Genomic DNA, 23,412 nt, shown 5'->3' on the forward strand with positions numbered 1-23,412 from the left:
TATTTTCGACAAACTCGATTGAGCAGTAACGTTTTGATGAGGAATGGATAACCATGACCATTAATACCGCCAAGCTGGAGACCATTATCCAAAATTTTGTCACCAGCACCAGTGAGGTTCAAGGAGCTGCTTTAGTTTCTCCTGATGGGCTGCCTATAGCATCCAGTTTACCGAGCGAGATGGATGAAGAACGAGTATCAGCCATGTCAGCTGCTATGTTATCCCTAGGTGAACGGATTGGCTCGGAATTGTCCAGAGGCATTCTAGACCGCATTTTCGTAGAAGGTAATAAAGGTTATGGCATACTAACCAACTGTGGCGAGTATGCGGTTCTATTAGTCTTAGCCACCAAGGCAGCTAAACAGGGGGTGCTGATGCTGGAAATCAAGCGGGTGATTCCAGATTTGAAGGCTGCCTTAGAGCCTCACCAGAGCATACCAGGAATTTATGAAACAAAACTCTAGCTAAAGTGCCACAGCAACGATCTGAAAGGTTGCCACTGCTTAGATTAGGGTGGGTTAATTTTATCTTGACCAATAATTGAATATAATATATAATAATGATTTTGGTAAAAATGGTAGCTGTTATTTGAATAATTTAAGAAATCCTTTTGATTTTAGGTAACTCAATATACCTATCGTATTAACTGGAAGTGGCTATAGTGGGAAAACTATCTAAGCGCCAGGTTTGAGTTAAGCCTATTGCCAATGTCAGATTGCCAATGTCAGAAACCCTGCTGAACCTCTCCTCTCGAAGGCTTATATCTTCATTTTACGCATCAGTCATAAGATAGAAATTTTTGACTTTACACTTAGGGAATTACTAACCCAATGGTTAGAATTGTATTGTAAAATAATTAAAATTTAATAACTTTAATATAAAATCCGAAAAAATCGATCAAAAAAAATAGATTATTCATTATGTCTTGTGACTATCAATAAACTTAAGCCTAGTAATAGGTGACTTTCTTTATTATTGGCAAGTAATGGCTATCACGAGTTCTTTAGCGGAATTTTCCCTCCCAGAATTGTTTCAGTTCCTCGATCAAGGAAACAAAACTGGATTACTAACCCTCCGATTCAAGCTAAGTAGGCATAGTCAGGAAATAAAAGCTCGACATATTCTACTGCGCCAAGGTCGGATCTTGGCAGTTAGCTATCGTCTGGATCACCAATGCCTGCTGAAAATGATGTGTCAGCGGGGTTGGCTGAGCCCTGAGGTAATTAATGAACAGGTAAATCGATGTCCGGCGAATAAACCGATTGGTCTGTACTTGAAGACTAAGGGATTTCTGCATCCAGAGCAGTTGAGACTACTATTTCATGCCCAGGTTATACGCTCAGTTTGTGGCTTATTCCGGCTCAAAGATGCTAAATTTAGGTTTGACTCTAAGGCAACCTTGCCCACGATAGAAATGACGGGTTTAAGCATCTCAGCTACCAAAGCAACTCTAATTGGTCTGCGAGCTCTACCAGATTGGACTGGATTAGCAGACAAGCTACCTGAGACAACCTCAGCACTATCTAGGGCGATGGTTGGTCATCGCCAGTTAGGGCTAGACCCTATGGAAGCTGCAGTTTGGAAATTAGCCAATGGGTCGATTCCCCTCACTGATATTGCTACTCGGTTGGGGAAGTCTCTGGAAACGGTTCAACAGATATCCTTCCGGCTGATTAGCGTGGGTTTAGTCGCAGAAGTGCCTATGCTTACTTCATATCAACAGAACTATTGGCAATCACAGGGATTAGAGCCAGTCGCCGTTGGGGCAAATCGAACTGAGGAGGACAATCCTCAAGAGCTGAGCAATCGCTTTGTGCAACACTTACTTGGTTTCTTAAGGAGGTAATAACGATTAATAACAGCTAGGTACTTTTTGGAGTTAATGGTAGTTTTTCTGCAATCAGAGTATGGTAATCCTAATCCTGTGGTTGACAATAATGTTGTCGTGTTTCCGATTCTGCTTCAGAACGGCTAACAGCAAATAAGCGTGGAAATTATGCGTCTAGTTGTAACCGGTGCCGTGGGTGCTGGAAAATCCTCTTTCATTCGCTCGGTTAGCGAAATTGATGTAGTGGATACAGATTGCCTAGCAACGGACGTGACAACTAAAATTAAGCAAAAAACTACAGTAGCGATGGACTTTGGGCGTTTGCAATTTGCTCAAGATATGGCGCTACATTTATATGGTACTCCAGGACAGTCTCGCTTTGATTTCATGTGGGATATCCTGATTCGGAAAGCGCATGCTTACATACTCCTTGTTGATGCCCATCGTCCCAGTCAGTTTAGCTCTTCCCGTCGCCTGCTCAGTTTTATGGGACAGCGTGTGAAAATTCCCCTAGTGATTGGTCTAACCCATGTTGATTGTGAAGGAGCTTGGTCAGAAGAGGATGTAGCGATCGCGTTGGGCTTTGTGGATGAAAGCAATCGACCCCCGATGGTCAGCCTCAATGCCAATCAACGAGATTCTGTGATTCAAGCATTAATAGTGCTAGTACAATATTTCATTAAATGTGACATATCCCACACTCACCCTAATGACTAAAGTGTGGGTCTATCGCCGGAAAATCTCAAACTAAGGCTACAAGGGGACAACGAAGACAAGACAGACAAGGCAGGGTTTATTGAGAACTATCCCCAGTTTATTGACAAGATACGTTTGCCCTGGCTAGTTATACCCATAAATGGTAGCTCTTAATACCAATAATCTATATAATTAAGGATCTATCGATACTAAGTTTTGGTGTCTTGAAGCCATTTTGAGGTGTTTTTTGATAACTAGCAACTTAGGTTAGTAGTAGGGTGGATAATGCCCACCCTAGCAGAACTTACGCAGCAATTCTATCTGTAGCTTCCGTTAATAATGCCCCCTACTACTTATAGAGTGTGTTGCGCAGTATTGAGTAACTCCTGCCTAGTGGTACTTAAACAGATATCAAGCCCAAATAAAGCCCAAAGCAGCTTTGTAAGCGAAGAATAGGTTGCGATTTTGAGTCAGCCACTCCACAAAACGGAAAGACATCGCTGCTCCGTTACGCCTCTAATGACTCAGGAAAGGTTTTTAAAGGTTTGTTAGCCCAACGTCTTCTTAACCCTCCAGTTAAGGTGTGCCATAAAATAAATGTATAGGCACAAAACACAAGAATGAAATGTCTCAGCAAGCTGCGAGCATCTCTGACTTGATATTCTTTAAGCCCTAACCATCCTTTGGCTTCTCGATCGAAAACTTCCACCCAATTCCTTTGAGCATAGCTAGTTACTATCCACTCGGCTGTGGCTTTTGTTGAGTCAACATTGGTAATCAAATAGTCAATCTCACGCTTCTTGGTCGAAGGTCGAGGCCTGATTGACGATAGCAATTGTTCTCGTTCCTTCGAGCTGTGATAGTTCAACTTCAACAGTGGCCACCCAAACTGTTTTCGATTGATTTAGATTGAGGTTAACCGGGATAAAAGCTGAGCCAGGCAAGACTGATGCTAATTTATCTAAGGGAATTTCCTCTCTGTTATTTGCCGATGTTTGACTTATAACTTGGCGGTTTTTGGCTAATCCCCCTAAATACTTTAGTTTCCTTTTTTCCAGCTTATGCAGAAATGTTGTGTTATTTCCATAGCCAGCATCAATTACCACGTACCCCGGTCGGTATCCTCTCAGCAAGCTGCGGTCAATTAACCCTAAAGCTAGCTCCGGCTTTTTCTTGAATTCAGGGTCTTTGTTTCCCTGAGGTAAAGAACTGGCGTGTTGATATAACTCTAAATCTAATGGTAGGCTTTTTTGGCCATCATATAGATCAGTTGTTACCACTACTACCCCATTATCGATTTTACCGATTTCGACCATGTACTGCCGTCCCACTCCGGCTGTGAAATTGCCGCTTTTTCGCGAGTCCTGAGTCATCAACAATTAACGTGAATCCTCTACTGATCCGGGTTTGGCTACACTGATTCATCACGATCAGGCGGCGTTCAACCGGTTCGGCTGACCAGGGCGCTTCCGTCAAAAAGCGATGCAGTCGGCCAAAGGGGGTTTCCCCCACTCGCTATTGCATCAAGACAATGATGTAATCGGTGGTAAGTCACTCCCACAGGGTTATAAGCCATTTGAGACAGGTTTTTTCGTTCACTTTCCCCTAATAATCCACCTATATAGTTCCTAAACTCCCGTTTTTGGGCTTTATGGGTCCAGACATCATCAAAGGGTTTACACCATCGTTCGAAGCAAGGGGGCAAGGGGTGCGGGAGTTGTCTCTTTCATTCCTCAAGTCTTAACGTGAAATGTCGGCCATAACTGTATTATACCTTTATTGATTCTCGATTTTAGTTTAAGTACCAATAGAATGATTTTTTATAAATAACCCGTCCCATCCGACCTATTCGGCCATAAGCGCGGTTTTATACACACTATGTTCGGTAGAGCCCAATAACTTTAATACTGGTCTTAGTATTGCTTTTTGCTGATCACAATTACTGGCACCTCTTTTGTTGAGGAAGCGATGCAGCTTCGGAACAGGGGAGGCAGCGCCGCCAAAGGGGGTTCCCCCCACTCGCGCTTTGCCGTGGTTTCCCCCGGAGACGAAACCTTAGACAGGGGAGCCTTTATGGTTGGTAGGCTATGCAGATGCATGGTTAAAACTTATTGATTAAGAATTCGCGCAAAAATAACTTTCCCTATTTAGACGTTGATTGAGGCAGGATAGCATAGTTCCATTCTCCATGAAAAAATTCTCGCACAATCTGCACCTCATTAAAGTCTTTTTCCCTAACTTTTATGCCAGTTTTATAGTCATTTTTGTCCAATTCAGCTTGGATATTAAGTCCGGTATTAGTCGTAGTATGACTAATTAAATTTACGACAACTTCTTGACTTGTTAAAGGTCTACCTCTCCAGTTTTTTGTTATGTGACAAAACCTTCGATGTTCAATTTTATTCCATTTGCTTGTCCCGGGAGGCAAATGGGATACTTTGATGGTCAATCCGATTTCCGTCGCTAATTTTTGTAACTCACTTTTCCCTAATCTAATTCGATAGCCATTACTGCCACCAGAGTCAGCTGTTATCAGTATTTCTTTAGCTGCTGGATAAACTTTTTTTCCCATATTTTTCCACCATTGACGAATGGAAGCTACGGCTCTCTCAGCTGTATCATGACTTATTCCTACGTTGACCCATCCCGAGTTATCAGTTACATCATAAACGACCTCAGGAATTACTTTTCCTTGTTCTGGATCAGGAAAATCATGAATTTTAACTTGAAGTGGCTCTTTTTTTCGATGCCACTCTTGTCCTACGTTGCGATAATTTCCAATCAATTCTTTTTTTTTTGTATCTACTGAAATTACTGGCTGATTACGCTCTTGAAAATCTTTGACTTTCTCATTAATGTATTGAAATTGAGCATCTCTATCTTGATCAGATGAACCTTTCTCCTTCGGAGACGCTGCGCGAACCGAAGTTTTTCTATTACTCTGTAAACTATACCCTAATTGCTTCAACAATTTTGCCACCGTTCTTGGACTAATTTGATGTCCCATTTCTTTTAGAGCTTTGGCTAATTTTGCTGTACTTTTCGATGTCCAGAGTAACGGGGAACATGGATCGGGAGCATGTCACTTATGCAGAACATTTGTACGCTTATCTGGGTAATGGGTAATAGGTAATGGGTAATAGGTAATGGGTAATAGGTAATAGGGGGAGCATGTCAGAAATGCCGAATATTTTTACCATTACTATAGCCCCCGGGTTTAAGCTTGCTCTAATGGTACATAGTTGATCTGTTCTGCAACTAAGACCGGCTCAATAACAGAATTTTTGGTGTTTTGTCAAGTAGTTCATTTGTTCGGCAAATTTGACCTGCTCCCACATGGATCTCCACGAGTCGCTGGTGCAATTAATTTTTCTAAATCTTGAATTAATGTGTGGTCATTTTGCGATAGACTTTTGCGTCCACCTCCAGGTTTTCTCACTTTTCTGTGGATCTTAGTTGAGCTGATTATTTGATTTTGATTATCATCTTGAACAATTGGAACTTGTAGTTCTTGAATTCCCCTTTTAATGGTTTTACTTGATAATCCAGTCGCAAAAGCCACTGTTTTTATTCCTTCTTTCCCTAAAGATACTGCTTCAACTCCTGACCACAATCGTCTGAGTTTTTCATCCATGTATGGCATTAAAGCCTCAAATTTGGTTCTAATATCCTCAATTATTGACATTTTTCCCAGAAACAATCACTTCGATTCTATTGTCTCATTTTTAGACCCTTATCATAAACTTATTTCTGCGCAACTCCTAAGGCGAGCCTGTCTTACGGTAACTTGGCCGTAGGCCACGCTTGGCCGTAGGCCACGCCAAAGGCGAACGCGAACAAACCACTCGCTATTGCATCAAGACAATGCCAGTAAATTGGGAGTGCCCGTTTTCCAAGAATTACCCCCACCATAAACAAGTTTTTATAGCAGAAGTCAGAAGTCAGAAGTCAGAAGTCAGAAGTTAAACTCAAGCCAAACTGTAGTTTGAGACTTTTGTCATGTCCTAATTACCCTGGCGACTGCTATATCTTGCCATTGAGTTCTATCCAACACTAGATATAACCTCTATTTTTTGGGAGATTTATTAGAAATTATTGTTTGAATAATTGGTAACAAAATCAGAGCTCCTGAGTTCGACTGTAACTTGAAAAACCTTTGAAGATGACGACGGCGAATTTCGGACTTAATTGGTAAAGTAAAATGAGCGGCTAACCTTTCAATCTTAATCTGTTTATGGATTTGCAGTAGCAACAATAAAATTTATAAAGTGATTAATTGAGCCTCACTGAAGTATTGTGATAGGTGAGTAAGATATAGTTCAGGTAATATCATTTTTTGATCGGTCTGGCTCACAAGTTCAAGACCGATCTTTTTCTACCATCAATTCCTTAAAATCTCAATCTGGTTGGGTTTTCACGGGGTTGTCACCCCGTGAGGCTTTGATGGCTATAAATCCCGATCGAGCGTGAATTTATCCAGTTCTATTACTCGATTATTGGTTATCGAGTGGTGACAAAGGACTAATAACAACTGAAAGCGGTGGTATCCTGCGCTTTTTCAAAGCGCTAGGGAAGGCCCACCAAGAGAATGACTTACGAATTTGAGTCCAACTTGGTATTATTACTGGACTAGTGTTCTCGAATAACAGAGGCTTCATCGCTACCCTTTCGTTAAAGGAGTGGTAACGCCGCTCATCCGCGCGTTGCGATCAAAGATGCGGTGCGACCCCGCGCTTTTTCAAAGCTAAGGGTGAATGGGCACCAAGAGAGCGCTAGGAAACGCCCACCAAGAGAGGGAAGGCTCACTTCTCAAGTTGACACAATCTTTACACACTCTTTACAGAATTTTGAGATGATCCAGTGCAACTAGCCGTTACTAATGGTAAAACCCAAATAGTGGTGAACACATATCAAGAAATTACATATAGCATCTGTCAAAAGGTAAGCATTCAGCTATCAGCCATCAGCCTTTGGCCTTTGGCTACGCTACTTAAGGTGCTTATGGGCGATGGCCACCCTTGGCATTGGCCAAAGGCCACACTAAGGGAATGGCCACGCTAATTGAGGTGCGAACAGCTTTTGAATAAAAGAGGTAAGCATTTGGGCGTTGCGTCAGTCTTTGAATGAATAAGAGTAGAGTGGGCATCCTGCCCGCCCGGAAATGAAACGGGCAAGATCCCCGTTCCACGGCCAGATCCCCGTTCCACGGCCAGATCCCCGTTCCACGGCCAGATCCCCGTTCCACGGCCAGATCCCCGTTCCACGGCCAGATCCCCGTTCCACGGCCAGATCCCCATTCCACGGCCAGATGCCCATTCCACAGGTGCGCTTGACCTTGGCGAATTTAATTCTTAATGGGTCAAGGGCACCTTTAAATTCTCCCAAATCAGGTTTATTTTAAGCTGACAGCTGACAGCTGACGCCTGAATGCTTAGGTCAAAAGAGGTATATTTTTTAGTGTTCTGTGTTTATCCAAAATTTGTAAAGGACTAGGCTTACAGCAGGATTGTTCATGAGACTTTTGCTGGTAGAGGATGACAATGCTCTAGCTCTAACCTTGAGTAAAGTGTTGAGAGAGCAGAATTATATTGTAAATATTGCTGGAGATGGGGAAGAAGGTTGCGAGTATGCTCAAGCCTTTACCTATGACCTGATTGTGCTGGAAGTGGATTTACCCAAGCTCGATGGTATCAGCTTGTGTAAGCGACTACGGCAGGCAAGCTATGATAGAGGGATTTTGCTGTTGCTTTCTCAAGCAGCTACTGCTGAGCAAGTCAAGCTTAATGCTGAAGCTGATGATTATATTGTTAAACCCTTTACAGCCAAGAATCTGTTGACTCGAATTAGGACATTACTGCGTCACCACAGTGTTTCTGGATTAAGGCTACTGGAATGGGGTGATGTCTGCCTAGACCCGAGTACCTGTGAAGTAACTTATAAAGGTCAACTGCTCCATCTCTCACCAAAGGAATACGGTCTTCTAGAACTATTCTTGAGCCATCCGCGCCGAGTATTTAGTCAGAGTTTCATTCTCGGACATCTGTGGTCATTTGAAGACCCTCCTTCACCAGAAACAGTTAGGGCACATGTTAAGGGGTTAAGGCGCAAGCTCAAGAGTGTTGAAGCTGATGATATGATTGAAACTGTCTATGGTATGGGCTATCGCCTCAAGAGCTTACCGAGGAGCAAGAGAAAGAAACTCAAACCAACCCCAACCAGGTTCAATCAGCCTTGGGAGCGTTCTAAAGGAACCATGTGGCGTCAGTTTGCCACTTTAGAACAGGCAGTTAATGCTCTCGAAGCCGGACATCTTACTGAGGATCTGCGAAAACAAGCCCAGCAGCAAGTCCACAAGCTCGTTAGAGCTTTAGATAAGTTTGGCTTAGTGGAAGGATCACGGCTAGCCCAAACTATTGAGTACTGGCTACAGGAAGTCAGTATAACCAAGACAAGGAACTCCGGTAAAGGTAGATATCTGTCAAGACGCAGGAACTATGACAACCAAATAGAATTGCCTAGTCCTCAATTACAGCAGCTAACCTCCCCAACTAATATTCAAAATCTGGCATCTTTGGTAGCACTTCTGTCTGAAGAACTCCAGCAACCTCCATCACCATTCTCTGGTGATGTCAGTAGTGAGTTGGAAGATAATCCTAGCATTACTGTATTAAAAGACTCTGAACTAACCGAGGATGATAGATCAGAACCCCTGGCACCCGACCAATTCCCAAAAAAGCTTCCCTTGATTTTAGTTATCGATGGAGACGTGCAACTGACACAACAGTTGGAAAGAGAAGCAGTCAATTGGGATATGCAAGTAAAAGTTGTCCTAGATCCCAGGGAAGCCAGAGTTGTCATGGATCAAGAAATACCTGATGTTGTGCTACTGGACTTGATGTTTCCCAATTATCCAGAGGTCGGAATCGCACTCCTAAAATATTTCCAGAACCAATACCCTCAAATCCCAGTAATCGTTTCTACACAGCAAAATCGGTTTAGCGATCGCGTTGAGGTTGCTCGTCAGGGAGGAAGGGCGTTTTTATCCAAACCCGTTACCCCAATACAGTTACTAGAAACCGTTGAAGATGTCTTAAATCAAGACAGACCTTCCACCGCCAAAGTCCTGGCAGTAGACGATGATCCCCTAGTGCTCGAAAGTATACGACACTTCCTACAACCTTTAGGAGTGCAGATTATTACCTTAGAAGAACCCGATCAATTTTGGGAACAGCTCGAAGCGACAGGACCTGATCTACTGATTTTGGATTTAGACATGCCCCAATTCAATGGGATTGAACTGTGCCAAGTTGTGCGCAATGATCGCATCTGGCATGGATTACCTATCCTATTGCTTTGTGAACACCTAGACTCTGAAACAATTCACCGCATTTATCAAGCTGGAGCTGATGACTATATCTTTAAACCGATAACGAAATCCGAGTTAGTCACCCGTGTTTTCCATCGTCTAGAGCGTACCAAACTGCTCCGTAGTTTAGGAGAAACTGACCAATTAACTGGTGTGGCTAATCGTCGTCAATCTACCATAGAATTTAACCGATTACTGCGCTTATCCCAACGGTACCATCAACCTCTTTGCTATGCCTTATTGGATTTAAACAACTTAAAGCAGGTGAATGAGCAATTTGGTCATGTGATGGGAGATAGAATGCTTAGGCGGTTGGGACAAATCTTGCGGCAAAAGTTTCGCAGCGAGGATATAGTTGCCCGCTGGGGAGGTAAGGAGTTCTTCATCGGGATGTATGGTCTCAATCGACAGGCTGGGGTCAGAAGGCTCCAAGAAATTTTGGAGACTGTTAGTGAAGAATTTGATGACTGTGATCTAGTGCAGGTAACATTTAGTGCTGGGGTGGCAGAGTACCCTGAGGATGGCACAGACATCGAAAGCCTCTATCGAGCCGCTGATGAGGCTATTGAGCGAGCCAAAGCCACTGGTCAAGATTGTGTATTCCCAGCTCAATCCCTAGCTGGAAAGATCAGTCAGTAGTAATTTTTCAGTAGTAATTTTTCAGTAGGTGAGCAAAGCTTTCTGAGCCTTACACCAAGCTGATTTTGATCCATTAAACCCAATTGCTACTAGGTAGGACGTGAAAAATGGAACCGATACATTCACATTTTATTTACAACTTACTCGACTATTTCACAATTGGCTCTAATATAAAGATACTTTAAAGATTATCGGTTCAAAGATATTGATCTTTGATTTGGAGTTAGGCTCAAAAGTATAAAGCTTGAGAGTAGCCATCAAGCATAGGTCATTTTTATGACCTCATTAGGGTGTAAAGCTTATTTAGTCGAATCCGACAATAGTTCAGCAAGAGCGAAAGTGCAGACTTTCCGTCGGAATCGACGTTCATTGATCCAAGTCGCAAACCTTCGTTGCTTTGTTTCTAATCCGAATATTGGGTGGGAAGTCAGGCAATAGTAGTTTGGCGGTTTGATCCCGCGATTTTTCAAACCGTGGAACCCCACGCTTTTTTAAAGCGTTAGGGAATGCGCACCAAGAGATTGATTTTTGTGGGCTTTCATCTGAAGGGGGAATCTAATCTCAAAAAAATAGGTTGCAGCCCATAGAGTTTGTAGGGCTTACCCTGAATGGATTCTCGTACAGATATGATGCCCTTATGGGAAGCCGCTTTCGCGCCCATAGGCGTTGTTGTTCTTCTTTGAGGTGGCTTTTGGCTAGAGTAGCCCTTGCCATTAAGTATAGCCATTCAATGAAGGGTAACGTAGGTTGTGGATGCACAGCCTATTGGCGAACGCGTCAGTTGAAAGATTTTGATCCAACCCTAGTAAGCAATTACTGATCAGAGTCTAACTAAAAAATCAAGCCTTACCAATAGGGTATAGAACAGGGTATACAACCGTTTATAGCCTATGAATGTGCTTTTCCCCTCGCGTGTTAAATATAAAATTTGTTGGAAAATTTATCTGCCCATAGCAATAATTTTGGTATTCCAGATCTTAAGGTAGAAGCGTTTTAGGAAAACTTTTTACCAATCTTAACATCGCTACCACCTAATCAATTGAGGGGTCTGACCTTTCGGAAACTGTTACCAATTATTGTTTCTCTCAAGAGGATTAATAAATTGATATGGGATTTAATTTCAAATTAACAAGCCACTCAGGTCATAAAACGTTGACTTTGACTTTTAAAAATGATTTCCAGGTGTTTTTTTAACAAATCTTAATATATTATAAATTAGTAATTTCCGCTAACCCTTTAGTATGAAGCCAATTAACAATTATGTCTGTTACAGGCCATTTAACCGATATTTCCCTACCAGAAGTGTTTCAGTTTATCGCCCAGGGACAAAAAACTGGTTTGCTAAGGTTGCTTCCCTTGCCAATAAACCAAGCAACCCCTAGGAGGATTCATTATATTTGGGTATATCAGGGTCACCTGGTGGCAGCTGCAGATCGGTTAGACAATCAAGGTTTGGTATCGCTGATTGTTGAACACTGCGGGGTTAGCGAACGGGTAATTGCTAAGTTAGCTCAGCTGTGTGCCATAGATAAACCTCTGGGTTTATGCCTCAGAACTCAGGGTGCTTTACAAGGTGAACAATTAAAACAGCTATTTCGAATGCAAATTCTACAGCATGTGTGTGCTTTGTTTCAGCTCAGAGATGGTCAGTTTAACTTTGAACAGAATGTACCCATACCAACACGAGAAATGACGGGTTTGAGTATACCAACAAAAATAGCTATGTTGAAAGGATTGCGATCGCTCCGCAACTGGCAAGCTCTGGCAGATAAATTACCTGACCCCAATGGCGGTTTGGTCAGTATCAACGGTGGTCAACCTAAATACAGTTTGGATTCTATAGAGTGGCAAGTTTGGGAGTACACAAATGGCAATGTTTCTCTCAAGAGAATTGCAAGGCAACTGAGATTACCAGTAGAAAAAGTGCAACAAGTTGCTTTTAGACTAATCACAACAGGTTTAGTAGAAGAAGTTCCCTTATTGGTTAGCAACTTATGTGACCTATCTACATTGACCTGACGGTCAAGTGTGGTTTTTTGAGCCCTTTTTAAACGGGATAAAAACTTCCTTAAAGTACTACTTAAAGGTAATATTAATTGTGGAGGTAAGCACAACTGTATTCCCTCAGAGCGCTTTTTAGAGTTGGAAACATATCCAGAATTGCTAGCGCTTTGGTTGATTGCTCAGTTGATATCACCGTTAATCCAAAGCTGGAAATCGTAATCAAACTAGTCTTGAATACTACAATCATTTCTTTGGCACTCATCTCGATAAGAAAAGAGTTGAGACTTAGAGGCAGGGTTTTACTCAAACACTACGTATCCAGCTTCTTCAGCTACGTTTCCAACTATTGAAAAGAACTTTCACCCATCAGCATCAAGGGACGATGTTATTTAATTCCAACTTAGCACTTTGTGGTTCTGGTCAACGGCATAGCATTATAGCACAACATCTTTGCTCCGATCAAAAAAACCAAACCTCTGTCTGGGATTGATGAGGGGCTGAGTGCTCAAAGGTTGCGTCCGCACCTTGAAAGCCCGGTCCGCTGGCTAACCTACTCCTTCTGCTTGTCCTAAGGACTCTCGGCTTTAGTAAACAGAAGGCAACTCCCAGGGTGACACGTGGGGCTGATCGCGGTTCAGCTAAAACTTGGATTGTGCCGCACAAACCATCTAACACTATATAATTTATTGTCACTCATAGTTGACACTCTCAAGGTGCTCTCTTGGTTTTAATTACCCGACATGTCCCTTAATGGTTACCTAAGCGACTTATACTTGCCAGAACTTTTTCAGTTTCTAGAGAAAGGAAAGAAAACTGGTTGGCTCAGAATTACTGCCTTACCCAGAGTTTCTGGATACCGGCGACCAGTTCATCACTTTTGGGTTTACCAGGGTCGGATTGTGGCAGCAGCTAATCGATTGGACCATCAGGGTTTAATTGTCCTGATTGCTCAACATCAGTGGGTTAAACACAGTATAGTCACTACACTAGCTCAGTCATGTACTCCCAATCAGCCACTTGGTTTATATCTCCAAAGTCAAGGTATTGTACAAACTGCACAACTAAAATGGTTGTTTCAGATTCAAATACAACGGCAAGTGTGTCCTTTGTTTGAACTGAAAGATGGTCGATTTAAATTCGAGCAGAACGTGCCGATCCCAATCCTGGAAATGACCGGTTTAAGTATACCGGCAACAGAAGCGACATTGATCGGGTTAAGGGAACTGCACCACTGGGAGGCTTTGGCTGAGCAATTGCCTGACCCTGATTGGGGTTTAGTCAGTACCATCTGCGATCCACCCCAATCCCATTATCGACTCAACGTTTTAGAATGCAAAGTGTGGAATTATACAACAGGCAAAGTTTCTCTGAAAGCGATCGCAAAGCAGCTGAAACTACCAGTAGCACAAGTAAGGCAGATTGCGTTTAGGTTAATCACAGTGGGTCTTGCACAAGCAAGACCTTTGTTGAAGGATACTTCTCATCAAAACTTAGACAAATCTAGACAAAAGCAAATTGCTCTCGACAAACAAAAATATCCATTCGTTAGCTTCCGCCGCAATTCATCCCAGGTCCGAAAGCAGTAGCGTCGGCGTCGGATGAGCGGACAGGGCTGCGGCTATCGCATCTTATTTTTGTACATGCTGGCGAGGTGAGGATTTCAGCAATCGAGTCCGGTTTTTAATCAATTGATGAAATCCTTACTGGATAAGGGTTTTGGAATTTAGATGGGGTTTGCCTCTGAAAGCGTCATAAACTGACGTTTTGTGTAAGTTTGATCGAACAGTTCAAAGATAAATATCTTCTCCTTGCTCTGTGAAGCGAACATCTTTAATATTCAACTGAGAGTTAGCAGTAAGAGTTTTACGCAAACTACCGAAAAGGGCAAATTGCTCACAAGTGGAGAGGGAGACAAACTGCCGCTGGGAATCTGGTGATAGGCGCAAATCGACGGTAGCCACACCAGTATTGGCATTGACCTTCACGCGGTATCCCGATACATTAAAGTCACTGGAGTTACCAGTCTCTAAAACTTTTCCTATAACTGTATTTACTGGATTTCCTACTGGTACAGCTACCTGTTCAGATACCAGAGACTGACACTGACTGTCAGCCCGATAGACATTAAGAATTACTCCGTTAGCTCGATTGCTATTATTATTACCTTGGCTGACTGTAGCCTTAAGCGCGACCTTACCAACCTTGGTTCCTGGTTGAGTTTCTTCCGTAGGTACAGTAATCTTAGGTAGAGTAGTATTAGAGGGTGCTACACCAGTGGTAGAGCTAGCCTCGGTGGCTGGTTCAGCAGATAGATTCGCTACAGGAGTTTTCTGGGAACCAGGATTGTTATCACTCACCAAACCATAGCTACTGAAACCAACGACAATTGCTCCAATCGCAACAGGAGCTAGATAGTGTTGAAAACTTTTCATTTGGCTTCGCTCAAAACAATGCTTCTAGCTGTTGTCTAAAGCAACAGTTACATCAATCAATATTCAAGGTAGAGCGTGGTTGATCAGGATAAAACAGTTAAAAAATAGAAACTAGAAAATAAAAATTGAAATCATTTTCACGCTTATATCCCAATTCTGGGGCATTAGGGCTATACATCAATTTAATCTGGCCATCTCCCGACACTGCCAACACTCTCGACACTCGTGACACTCCCGAGCTCCCCATCTGTATCTATAGTCCTACTTTGAAGAATTGGTATTAACTATGGGGGAGGTTAGTAAACAGCTAGAGAAAATGTCGCAGAGTCTACCAAAAACTCTGATTATTTGTTAAACTTAAATTACGGTAACACCGACAGGGATTATTATGTAACTTAAATTAAAGCCGAAAACCAAGGGTTTAGTAGTTGCGCTCTCTATCCCGGTGTTAGACTTTTTTGACATTTTTATGGCGCTCGCGGGATATTCCGTCAGAGAAGCGCGGAGATACCCCCTGGATGCTATTGCATCTGGCATTGGCGAGCCATAATTTGCCTTTGGTAGGTTTTGGTAGCTAAAAAGTATCGGTTAAACCCAGCTATCCTGTTGTAATAGCCTTGCTATCGTGACATACTCCTACACTGAGTCTTAGAGTTCAGTGTAGGCTTCTTGCCAACTCCACCCAACGGTTAGGATACAAGGCCGTAGGCCACGCGGGGCGCGTTCGGCAAGCTTTATTAACGACACGGGATGCCCCGACCCACCGGAACAATACAACTCGTTCTATTTTTTAGGCACGCAGGTGGCGGTTAGCTCTTAATTTGTTTTCCCTGCTATCTTCATTATAGATGAAAATAAAAAAACAAAGTTCCGCCTCCGCCATTCATCCCACGCCCACCTTTGGTACGGATATGGGGCATAAGCGCGGATCAAGCTAAAAGAAGTTCCCCTAATAGGACATCCCCGATTCAATCAACCATGACTAAACAACCAGCCCGAATCTGCATTCTCGGTGGAGGCTTTGGGGGTCTCTATACAGCCCTACGCTTAAGCCAGCTGCCTTGGGAAAAGCCCCAACAACCAGAAATTGTCTTGGTTGATCAAAATGATCGGTTCTTATTCTCACCGCTGTTGTATGAACTGATCACCAGCGAACTACAAACCTGGGAAATTGCTCCACCCTATGAAGAACTGTTAGCAAACACAGGTGTACGGTTTACTCAGGCAGCGGTAGCAGGCATTGATGTAGAACAGCAGCAGGTACAGTTAGAGACTGGATCGGAATTTCAGTATGATCGCCTGGTGTTAGCCCTAGGTGGAGAAACCCCTCTAGAGCAGTTGCCTGGGGTGGCTGAGTATGCTATCCCGTTCCGAACTATTACTGATGCCTATCACCTGGAAGAACGCTTACGGATTTTGGAAGAATCCGATACAGATAAAATCCGGATCGCTATAGTTGGTGCAGGTTACTCTGGTGTGGAACTAGCTTGCCATCTAGCCGAACGGTTGGGAGAGCGCGGAAGGTTGCGGTTGATTGAACTCGGTGATGTGATTTTAAGAACATCAACGGACTTTAACCGAGAAGCAGCACGCAAAGCTTTGAATGAACAGAAAGTCTGGATTGATTTGGAAACCAGTGTTGAGTCCATTGGACCTGACACCATTTCTCTGTTGTATAAAGGACAGGTGGATACTATTCCCGTAGATTTGGTGCTGTGGACAGTAGGAACAAGAGTGACACCAGTTGTGCGATCGCTTCCGCTCAAACAAAACCACCGTGGTCAGCTGACTACCACCCACAGGTTACAAGCGGTTGACCATCCCGAAATTTTTGCCCTAGGTGATCTAGCCGATTGCCGAGATGCTGATAATCAACCAGTTCCCAATACAGCTCAATCCGCTTTTCAGCAAGCCGATTATGTGGGTTGGAATGTCTGGGCTTCTTTAACTGGGCGTCCCCTGCTGCCCTTCCGTTACCAGCAGTTGGGAGAGATGATGACTTTGGGGAAAGACAATGCAACTCTGAGTGGTTTAGGTCTGAAGCTGGATGGTCCTTTAGCCCACATAGTACGCCGACTTGCCTATCTTTATCGGATGCCAACTATAGAGCACCAACTGAAAGTGGGCATGAACTGGATTACTCGACCATTAACTGATATTCTGTCTGGAACATAAAGGCATATAGCAGTCCTAAATGATTCGTGAAATATATTGGCCAAAGCAATTGCTATAACCCTTTACCAGCAACGATTCCAGATTTTTATCATTTTACAAATGATTTAGGATTGCTATAGATACAGGAAAATGGAAAATTGAAATTAAATGAACAATTAACCATTAACAATTAACCATTAACCATGGAAAAACCGCGAGTAATTTTTCTAGATGCTGTCGGTACCCTATTTGGTGTTCAAGGGAGTGTAGGGGAAGTTTATAGTGCGATCGCTAATCAATTTGGGGTTACAGTACCTGCTTCAGCTTTGGACAAAGCCTTTGTCAAAGCCTTCGCCTCAGCAGAACCAGCGGTTTTTCCAGAAACAGATCCTGAAGAAATTCCCCAGCGAGAATTTGAATGGTGGTGGGTGATTGCCTCCCGCACCTTTGAACAAGTTGGTGTACTTGACCAGTTCACCGATTTCATTGATTTTTTTGACGAACTGTATGGCCACTTTGCCACTGCTCAACCTTGGTTCATTTATCCCGATGTTATCCCAGCGCTGAAAGCATGGCAGCATATTGGTATTGAGTTGGGTGTCGTCTCAAATTTTGATTCCCGTCTCCATCTTGTCTTAAAAGCCCTAAAATTAGAAGAATTTTTCTCCTCCATCACAATTTCTACCCAAACTGGCTTTGCCAAGCCTGATCCACAGATTTTTGCTGCTGCTTTACAAAAACATCACTGTACTGCTCAGGAGGCTTTTCATATTGGTGATAGTTTTCAAGAAGACTATCAGGGCGCTCAGGCAGCTCGGTTGAGAGCATTTTTGATCAAGCGCAAACCAATCACTTAACCATTACGCGATGCTCCTAGGTCGCCGCTACGCGAACGCATCTATTGGTTGCCACACCAGTGTCTGCTTGATAGCCGCTGCTCTGGTATAATTTGACTATTTCTTTGAGGAGACTGGCTGCTAACTGTGAATTCTTGGTTCTGGGTAAAGGCTAACCAGCAACTCACTTTCTTTAACTGCTAACTCATCCAACCGCTGATCTACTAGTACTCGCTCAAAATAGGTATCAGCCAGTACCCAGTAAACACCATAGTGACGAGCCTCAGATGCCATCAAGCTATGATAAAATTTTGCTAAAGATGGATCACAACAGTGAGTTGCTAGTAATCCCAAACGTTCGTGAGAACGAGCCTCGATCAGTCCAGCAACTAGTAAAGAATCCAACAACCGTTCTGGTTCGTTTCGGCGAATCTGAGCTTTCAATCCAGCTCCATAGGGTGGTGAAGAAAGGGGACCTAAGGGAATGCTACGTCTTTCTAGCCACTGGTTAACTTGCTCGAAGTGTTCTAGTTCCTCACGGGCAATGACCGTCAGTTGACGCACCAGTTTACTGTAGGATGGGTAGCGAAACATTAAATTCAGTGCTACTCCAGCCGCTTTACGTTCACAATGGGAATGGTCGAGTAAAATAACATCAAGGTTTGCAAGGGCTTGCTCGATCCAAGCCTGGCTAGTAGGGTGTTTCAGGGTATTAATCAAAGGCAGAGCAGAAGAAGACACGGTTTTTGTTCAAATCAAACAAATCAAAGTAGTTGGCTTGTTCATTGCAAACAGGCTTTGGGATCGGTAGGCGATGCTATTAATTTTAACTGAATCGTGTCAATCCTCGTCTTGTTAAGGCGCAGGTGTAATCCCGTCAAAAACTGGGTTCAATACCCGCTTTTGTAGCAACAAGTTGGGTCGTAAACCCCGACTTAACCGTAGCAAATCCGGGTAGTTCATGATAAATTTACATAGACACTACACATAAATACTTATAAGACAAGTTAAACTAGCTACTTGAGCCTATTCCTCAAAACTATTACACTTAACGACTCTATTCAGGAATAGGAAATATCTTAAAAGGAAGACCACTCTCACAGAATCGGTGCATATATCTACAAATAGGTATGAGGCTAATGGTATTAGGTATTAGCTACAACAAAAGCAGTTGATAGCCTCTGTGCTTGAGGAGGGCTGCTTCATACGCTGGTCAGAACCCGCTTAGCCATTTAACCTAGAAATCTGATGCCTAAAGCCATTAACCTTAAATTTTATATGAAGGGATCTACCTGATATTTAACGAAATTAGATTTGGATAAGTAAAGTAATGACCCACCGTCGTATTGTTATCGGTGACGTTCATGGTCACTATAATCCTCTTATGACCTTATTGGATGCGATCGCACCCACTAGTGACGACACCGTTTATTTTCTCGGAGACTTGATTGATCGAGGACCGATGAGTGCTCAGGTTGTGGAATTTGTCAAGCAAAATGCTCACCCCTGTTTATTAGGTAATCATGAGCTGATGTTACTAGAAATTATCGGTAACAATTCAGTACCTAACTCAACACGACAAGCCTGGCTCTATAGTGGTGGTGAAACTACTATCAACAGCTATGGTGGAAAAGTCTGCCAAGATCACCTAGATTGGATCAAAACACTGCCAACCTACATTGATTTAGGAGATACCTGGCTAGTTCATGCCGGGGTTAATCCTCGCATGACCATTGAGGAGCAAACCGTTGAGCAATTTTGTTGGATTCGGGATGAATTTCACAGTATGCGTGAACCTTACTTTCTCGACAAGCTGATCATCACCGGTCACACCATGACTTTCACCTTACCAGGAGTGGCTCCCGGTACAATAGCCCAAGGTTGTGGTTGGCTAGATATAGACACTGGTGCTTATCATCCCAAAAGTGGTTGGATGACAGGTCTAGACATTACCAATAATCTTGTTTATCAAGTTAACGTCTTTCGGGGTTATGTTCGCCAATTCCCCTTGGAAGAAGCCGTGACCAAGATAGAACCTAGTAAAATATGCCGACGTCAAGTGTTGATTACCTCCTGACGGTTCTAGAGGTTAACAAAAAAACTATTGGGCAAGCTTGCGGCTCTTGAGCTAGCTGTGCTGATCTGAGCACTCGCCCTCTACGACCTGTTGTCCTTTTGAGGGCAGCTTTTTTCTGGTTGCGGACTGCACGAGTTTTGTTTTTGTAAGCCCGATTGTTTAATCCATCACCAACATAGGCACGATTTGAATCGATAGACTGCTCCAAGGAATCAATTCGGTCTGCTGTTGACGGATGAGTACTCAAAAACCCTGGAATAAAGCCTCTTTGCTTGAGTAGTTTTTTCATAAAGTCTACTGATCCTATCGGAGCATAGCCTGCTTGTTTTAAGTTCTTGATACCTAGTTCATCCGCTTGAAATTCATGCTGACGACTGTTGGGACGACGTAGTGCTAATTCCACGCCCAGATTAACCATCGTGTTGCTATCAACTCCAGCCGCTTCTGCTAAACCTCTAGCGATCGCGGCTTGCTTAATTTGCTGGATACTATGACGACCTACGATATGACCAATCTCATGAGCCATTACACTTGCCAGTTGAGCTTCATTGTCTGCTGCTGCGATTAAACCCGTGTTAATATAAACAAATCCTCCCATGGTAGCGAAGGCATTAATATTACCATCATCGACCACCTGGAATGTATAGTTAATGTTTGGACGTTCGCTCCTTTTAGCTAGTCGCTGACCAATTTGATCAACATAGCGATTAATTTCCCGATTGCGATAGAGCTTAAATTGCTTTCCAACAAGTTGCTGATTAATTTGCTGACCAATTTGGACTTCCTGTTGATCAGACATATTAGATAACTGGATAATCTGAATACCACGCAATAGCAGCTCTAACCAAGGAACCCCTTGGGCGATCTGGGCTGTTCCCACCACCAGACTCAGGGATAGAAGCATGCTGATTAACGGATATAACAAATGACGTCGATAACGGGAGTAAATCGATAATATATTGCTGAACATAGCAAAATTATGAATTATTAAATCGAAAAGAGATTATTTTAGCTATTATCCCTTTTTCCACTGGAAAAAGGGTTTGCAGCCATGGCTTGCTGTAGAGGAGCCTTGTCTTTAACATCATAAGTCAACTCTCTACTAGGAGTTGTCTGCCATAATTACTGACCAGTAGCATTCCTCGTTATGGTTGAACCCCAAATAGGGTAATATGTTCCACAGACGAACCTGGTGTTTGTTATTCTCACTCACCAGTTATGGATAACTCTAATTATAGGTATTAGGTAGATCAAAAGCAGTTAACAGCCGATATCCTTTAATAGGAGCCCTTCATAACTAGGTTATAAACCCCTTAGCCATTCAACCTAGAGCCAGGGAACCTTAAGGAGTTATCTTTACACTATACAATTTTCACAAAAACAGAGAAGATAATAAACGAGAGTTAGCCACCTAATTTATTGGGTGGCCAGCGAACGCGCCCCGCGTGGCCAAAGGCCAGCGCCCCGGGATTTATCCCGGCTACCGTGTTAGAATAGAAGGACGAGTAAGAACAAGGTTGGTTACGTTGATTTTTTGCGCTTTTCGGTGAGATTCCGACCAGTAAGAGACGGGGTTAATCCTACTCCTCAAGGAACAGGTAAGTAACGCAGCAAAAAGTAGTGACTTATTGCCCTAATTTGTTTGGTACAACCACTCCGAAAGTTTTTTTAAATCAAAAGTAAATCCACAGGTTAACTTTTTTGTTAATCCGTTCGCGTAGCGTGGCCTACGGCCAGGGAGGTAGGGCATCTTTGAGTGTGCCGCAACGATACAGGTAGGTTCTCCTAGTCGGTATCGTAAGCGTCGTGGAGAGGCGCGACCCAAGGCGAATCAGATTCGCCATTGGAAAGCGCGCCAAGCGCGGTTTTAATCCGCGTAACGACATCAACTTAGAATCCCCGTCTTTTCAAAGCGGGGAGAACTCAAACCTAAGCAAGTTTATGGCTATTGTAGATTCTAAAGGACGTTTGTTTGGCAAGGTGAGCATTATCGACTTCGGTGCTGCCTTGGTGATTTTGTTGGTAGTTGTAGGAATCTTCTTCTTTCCTGGTGAGTCTGGTTCCGTTGCCCAACTCAATAGCACCAAACCAGTAGAAGTAGATGTTATTGTCCGGGGGTTAAGCTTGCTTGAACCAGATGTGTTGGTCAATCAGTTGGAGGAGACCAAGAAGACTAATATTGTGATTCGTAAGCAACCCTATGGTCAGGTTGACGTCAAATCCGTCAAAATTCTGCGTAGAAGTGTCCTGGTGCCACAACCAGATGGCTCTATCAAAGAACTACCAGATCCCAGACCTAGCTTTTATGGAATTAATATGTTACTCACCTTAGGTGGTAAAGCAACAATCACCAAAGATGGAGTAGTCCTAGGCAATAGCAAGATTAAAATTGGTACCCCAGTAGAGTTAGAAGGTAGAGATTATAACTTCAACGCCAGTGTTATTAATGTCAGAGTAAATTGACACTCCTCTGCCTAAAGGCGAGAGGATTCTTGCTTCAATGGGATTCCAACGAATTTACCCTCAGCAAGCATCTTCACCGTATGCCCTACGGCTGTTAATCCTCTAATTGCCACTACCTGAGCTGCTGCTATATCTCTATTCGTTGTATAGCCACAGGCAGAGCAAATGTGAGTACGTTGTGAAAGCTCTTTCTTTCCCGTTTCTGTCAAACAATTAGGACAAATCTGGCTGGTTTTACGTGCATCTACTTTCTGGAAATACACCCCACGCTTAAAACAAGTTTGTGCCAATATCTTGAAAAATTGGCCAAACCCAGCATCTAAGCAGTGTTTCCCTAATATTCCACGGGATAGCCCCACCAGATTCAAATCTTCTACAAATATCATCCCTGCATGATCGCACAGATGATGGCAAAGCTTCCTGTGCCAATCTTTACGGCAATTGGCTACATACTCGTGTAGTTTTGCTACCTTTTTTTGTGCGCGCCTCCAATTCTTCGAGCCTATAGGTTTCCTGGAAACACGCTTTTGCAGCAATTTCAGCTTGCGTTCGGCATCACCCAGGAACCTCGGACGCTTGATTAAAAGACCGCTAGAAGTAGCAATAAAACTAGTTAATCCTACATCAATTCCTACTGCTTCACCATGGGGTATTGGTTGAGGTAAATCAACATTCCATTGAATGGTTAGCATGACGTACCAACCGGAAACCCGTTTAACTATACGAGCTTGCTTGATTTGAGCATCATTAGGAATTTCTCGTGACTGACGGAATTTTACCCAACCAATTACAGGCAATTTCACTAACCCATGTTCTAATCTTTTCCCTTTCATTTGAGGAAAAACAAAAGACCTCATTCTGCCTTTTTTCTTGAATCGGGGGAATCCAGCGTTACGCTCCCACATGTTGGTGAAAGC

Annotated in this window: 18 protein-coding genes and 2 pseudogenes; 13 read left to right on the forward strand and 7 right to left on the reverse strand. The window is 43.1% G+C overall.

The annotated features are described in order from the left end of the window. The first annotated feature begins 53 nt into the window (after window positions 1-53). From LYNGBM3L_RS10005 to LYNGBM3L_RS10015, 3 genes are all read left to right on the forward strand, one after another. Window positions 54-464: a roadblock/LC7 domain-containing protein gene (locus LYNGBM3L_RS10005; protein ID WP_008181985.1), complete on the forward strand. Its 411-nt coding sequence runs from the start codon at window positions 54-56 to the stop codon at window positions 462-464. 521 nt (window positions 465-985) lie between these two features. Beyond that, complete coding sequence (locus LYNGBM3L_RS10010; protein ID WP_008181986.1) at window positions 986-1,846, forward strand: DUF4388 domain-containing protein; 861 nt, start codon at window positions 986-988, stop codon at window positions 1,844-1,846. 150 nt (window positions 1,847-1,996) lie between these two features. Then, window positions 1,997-2,545 carry a GTP-binding protein gene (locus LYNGBM3L_RS10015; protein WP_008181987.1) on the forward strand — a complete coding sequence of 183 codons (549 nt, stop codon included), beginning with the start codon at window positions 1,997-1,999 and terminating at the stop codon, window positions 2,543-2,545. Window positions 2,546-2,935: 390 nt separating this feature from the next. Here LYNGBM3L_RS10015 and LYNGBM3L_RS10020 read toward each other — a convergent pair. The 3 genes and pseudogenes from LYNGBM3L_RS10020 to LYNGBM3L_RS10030 form a co-directional block, all read right to left on the reverse strand. Then, window positions 2,936-4,254 (reverse strand): annotated as a pseudogene (locus LYNGBM3L_RS10020) (IS701 family transposase). A 413-nt stretch (window positions 4,255-4,667) separates the two neighbouring features. Further along, a pseudogene (locus LYNGBM3L_RS10025) lies at window positions 4,668-5,597 on the reverse strand (ISAzo13 family transposase); the annotation flags it as partial. A gap of 231 nt (window positions 5,598-5,828) precedes the next feature. Then, window positions 5,829-6,209, reverse strand: a complete 381-nt coding sequence (locus LYNGBM3L_RS10030) for a hypothetical protein (RefSeq protein ID WP_008181994.1) — start codon at window positions 6,207-6,209, stop codon at window positions 5,829-5,831. Window positions 6,210-6,328: 119 nt separating this feature from the next. Here LYNGBM3L_RS10030 and LYNGBM3L_RS44980 point away from each other — a divergent pair, with 119 nt between their 5' ends. From LYNGBM3L_RS44980 to LYNGBM3L_RS10055, 5 genes are all read left to right on the forward strand, one after another. Further along, window positions 6,329-6,490, forward strand: coding sequence for a hypothetical protein (locus LYNGBM3L_RS44980; protein ID WP_161603148.1), 162 nt, complete (start codon window positions 6,329-6,331; stop codon window positions 6,488-6,490). 894 nt (window positions 6,491-7,384) lie between these two features. Further along, window positions 7,385-7,585, forward strand: a complete 201-nt coding sequence (locus LYNGBM3L_RS40285) for a hypothetical protein (protein WP_131826852.1) — start codon at window positions 7,385-7,387, stop codon at window positions 7,583-7,585. A 451-nt stretch (window positions 7,586-8,036) separates the two neighbouring features. Beyond that, window positions 8,037-10,529 carry a response regulator gene (locus tag LYNGBM3L_RS10040; RefSeq protein WP_008182000.1) on the forward strand — a complete coding sequence of 831 codons (2,493 nt, stop codon included), beginning with the start codon at window positions 8,037-8,039 and terminating at the stop codon, window positions 10,527-10,529. 1,260 nt (window positions 10,530-11,789) lie between these two features. Then, window positions 11,790-12,548 carry a DUF4388 domain-containing protein gene (locus LYNGBM3L_RS10045; RefSeq protein WP_008182001.1) on the forward strand — a complete coding sequence of 253 codons (759 nt, stop codon included), beginning with the start codon at window positions 11,790-11,792 and terminating at the stop codon, window positions 12,546-12,548. Between the two features lie 725 nt (window positions 12,549-13,273). Beyond that, the gene (locus LYNGBM3L_RS10055) at window positions 13,274-14,119 is read left to right on the forward strand and encodes a DUF4388 domain-containing protein (protein ID WP_008182003.1); all 846 of its coding nucleotides are present in this window, start codon (window positions 13,274-13,276) and stop codon (window positions 14,117-14,119) included. Between the two features lie 201 nt (window positions 14,120-14,320). Here the strand turns inward: LYNGBM3L_RS10055 and LYNGBM3L_RS34800 are convergent, their stop codons facing one another. Beyond that, entirely contained in the window at window positions 14,321-14,965 is a 645-nt protein-coding gene (locus tag LYNGBM3L_RS34800; RefSeq protein ID WP_008182005.1) for a hypothetical protein, read from the reverse strand. A 125-nt stretch (window positions 14,966-15,090) separates the two neighbouring features. On the opposite strand from LYNGBM3L_RS34800, the gene LYNGBM3L_RS43205 reads away from it, so the two are divergent. The 3 genes from LYNGBM3L_RS43205 to LYNGBM3L_RS10070 all read left to right on the forward strand — a co-directional run bounded on the left by LYNGBM3L_RS43205 (window position 15,091) and on the right by LYNGBM3L_RS10070 (window position 17,976). Then, on the forward strand, window positions 15,091-15,249 hold the full coding sequence (locus tag LYNGBM3L_RS43205; RefSeq protein WP_154659740.1) for a hypothetical protein: 159 nt from the start codon (window positions 15,091-15,093) through the stop codon (window positions 15,247-15,249). A gap of 694 nt (window positions 15,250-15,943) precedes the next feature. After that, complete coding sequence (locus LYNGBM3L_RS10065; RefSeq protein WP_008182007.1) at window positions 15,944-17,140, forward strand: NAD(P)/FAD-dependent oxidoreductase; 1,197 nt, start codon at window positions 15,944-15,946, stop codon at window positions 17,138-17,140. 182 nt (window positions 17,141-17,322) lie between these two features. Next, on the forward strand, window positions 17,323-17,976 hold the full coding sequence (locus LYNGBM3L_RS10070; RefSeq protein ID WP_008182009.1) for an HAD-IA family hydrolase: 654 nt from the start codon (window positions 17,323-17,325) through the stop codon (window positions 17,974-17,976). Window positions 17,977-18,096: 120 nt separating this feature from the next. On the opposite strand, the gene LYNGBM3L_RS10075 is transcribed toward LYNGBM3L_RS10070, so the two are convergent. Next, on the reverse strand, window positions 18,097-18,696 hold the full coding sequence (locus LYNGBM3L_RS10075) for a MiaE family protein (RefSeq protein ID WP_008182010.1): 600 nt from the start codon (window positions 18,694-18,696) through the stop codon (window positions 18,097-18,099). Window positions 18,697-19,285: 589 nt separating this feature from the next. Here LYNGBM3L_RS10075 and LYNGBM3L_RS10080 point away from each other — a divergent pair. Then, window positions 19,286-20,032, forward strand: coding sequence for a metallophosphoesterase family protein (locus tag LYNGBM3L_RS10080; protein WP_008182011.1), 747 nt, complete (start codon window positions 19,286-19,288; stop codon window positions 20,030-20,032). Here LYNGBM3L_RS10080 and LYNGBM3L_RS10085 read toward each other — a convergent pair. Beyond that, window positions 20,022-21,002, reverse strand: coding sequence for a M48 family metallopeptidase (locus tag LYNGBM3L_RS10085; protein ID WP_081431826.1), 981 nt, complete (start codon window positions 21,000-21,002; stop codon window positions 20,022-20,024). The two genes, LYNGBM3L_RS10080 and LYNGBM3L_RS10085, sit on opposite strands and share 11 nt — an antisense overlap. A 971-nt stretch (window positions 21,003-21,973) precedes the next feature. Between LYNGBM3L_RS10085 and LYNGBM3L_RS10090 the strand changes: the two genes are divergently transcribed. After that, window positions 21,974-22,495, forward strand: coding sequence for a DUF4330 domain-containing protein (locus LYNGBM3L_RS10090; protein WP_008182013.1), 522 nt, complete (start codon window positions 21,974-21,976; stop codon window positions 22,493-22,495). Between the two features lie 11 nt (window positions 22,496-22,506). On the opposite strand, the gene LYNGBM3L_RS10095 is transcribed toward LYNGBM3L_RS10090, so the two are convergent. Then, window positions 22,507-23,412, reverse strand: a 906-nt coding sequence (locus LYNGBM3L_RS10095; protein WP_044492583.1) for an RNA-guided endonuclease InsQ/TnpB family protein, incomplete at its 5' end; no start/stop codon positions are given.

It is taken from the genome of Moorena producens 3L, assembly GCF_000211815.1.
Classification (GTDB): Bacteria; Cyanobacteriota; Cyanobacteriia; order Cyanobacteriales; family Coleofasciculaceae; genus Moorena; species Moorena producens.

Excerpts from the sequence above, each read along its gene's own strand:
- LYNGBM3L_RS10005 (WP_008181985.1), top strand. The coding sequence starts at position 54 with ATGACCATTAATACCGCCAAGCTGGAGACCATTATCCAAAATTTTGTC.
- LYNGBM3L_RS10010 (WP_008181986.1), top strand. The coding sequence starts at position 986 with ATGGCTATCACGAGTTCTTTAGCGGAATTTTCCCTCCCAGAATTGTTT.
- LYNGBM3L_RS10015 (WP_008181987.1), top strand. The coding sequence starts at position 1,997 with ATGCGTCTAGTTGTAACCGGTGCCGTGGGTGCTGGAAAATCCTCTTTC.
- LYNGBM3L_RS10030 (WP_008181994.1), bottom strand. The coding sequence starts at position 6,209 with ATGTCAATAATTGAGGATATTAGAACCAAATTTGAGGCTTTAATGCCA.
- LYNGBM3L_RS10040 (WP_008182000.1), top strand. The coding sequence starts at position 8,037 with ATGAGACTTTTGCTGGTAGAGGATGACAATGCTCTAGCTCTAACCTTG.
- LYNGBM3L_RS10045 (WP_008182001.1), top strand. The coding sequence starts at position 11,790 with ATGTCTGTTACAGGCCATTTAACCGATATTTCCCTACCAGAAGTGTTT.
- LYNGBM3L_RS10055 (WP_008182003.1), top strand. The coding sequence starts at position 13,274 with ATGTCCCTTAATGGTTACCTAAGCGACTTATACTTGCCAGAACTTTTT.
- LYNGBM3L_RS34800 (WP_008182005.1), bottom strand. The coding sequence starts at position 14,965 with ATGAAAAGTTTTCAACACTATCTAGCTCCTGTTGCGATTGGAGCAATT.
- LYNGBM3L_RS10065 (WP_008182007.1), top strand. The coding sequence starts at position 15,944 with ATGACTAAACAACCAGCCCGAATCTGCATTCTCGGTGGAGGCTTTGGG.
- LYNGBM3L_RS10070 (WP_008182009.1), top strand. The coding sequence starts at position 17,323 with ATGGAAAAACCGCGAGTAATTTTTCTAGATGCTGTCGGTACCCTATTT.
- LYNGBM3L_RS10080 (WP_008182011.1), top strand. The coding sequence starts at position 19,286 with ATGACCCACCGTCGTATTGTTATCGGTGACGTTCATGGTCACTATAAT.
- LYNGBM3L_RS10085 (WP_081431826.1), bottom strand. The coding sequence starts at position 21,002 with ATGTTCAGCAATATATTATCGATTTACTCCCGTTATCGACGTCATTTG.
- LYNGBM3L_RS10090 (WP_008182013.1), top strand. The coding sequence starts at position 21,974 with ATGGCTATTGTAGATTCTAAAGGACGTTTGTTTGGCAAGGTGAGCATT.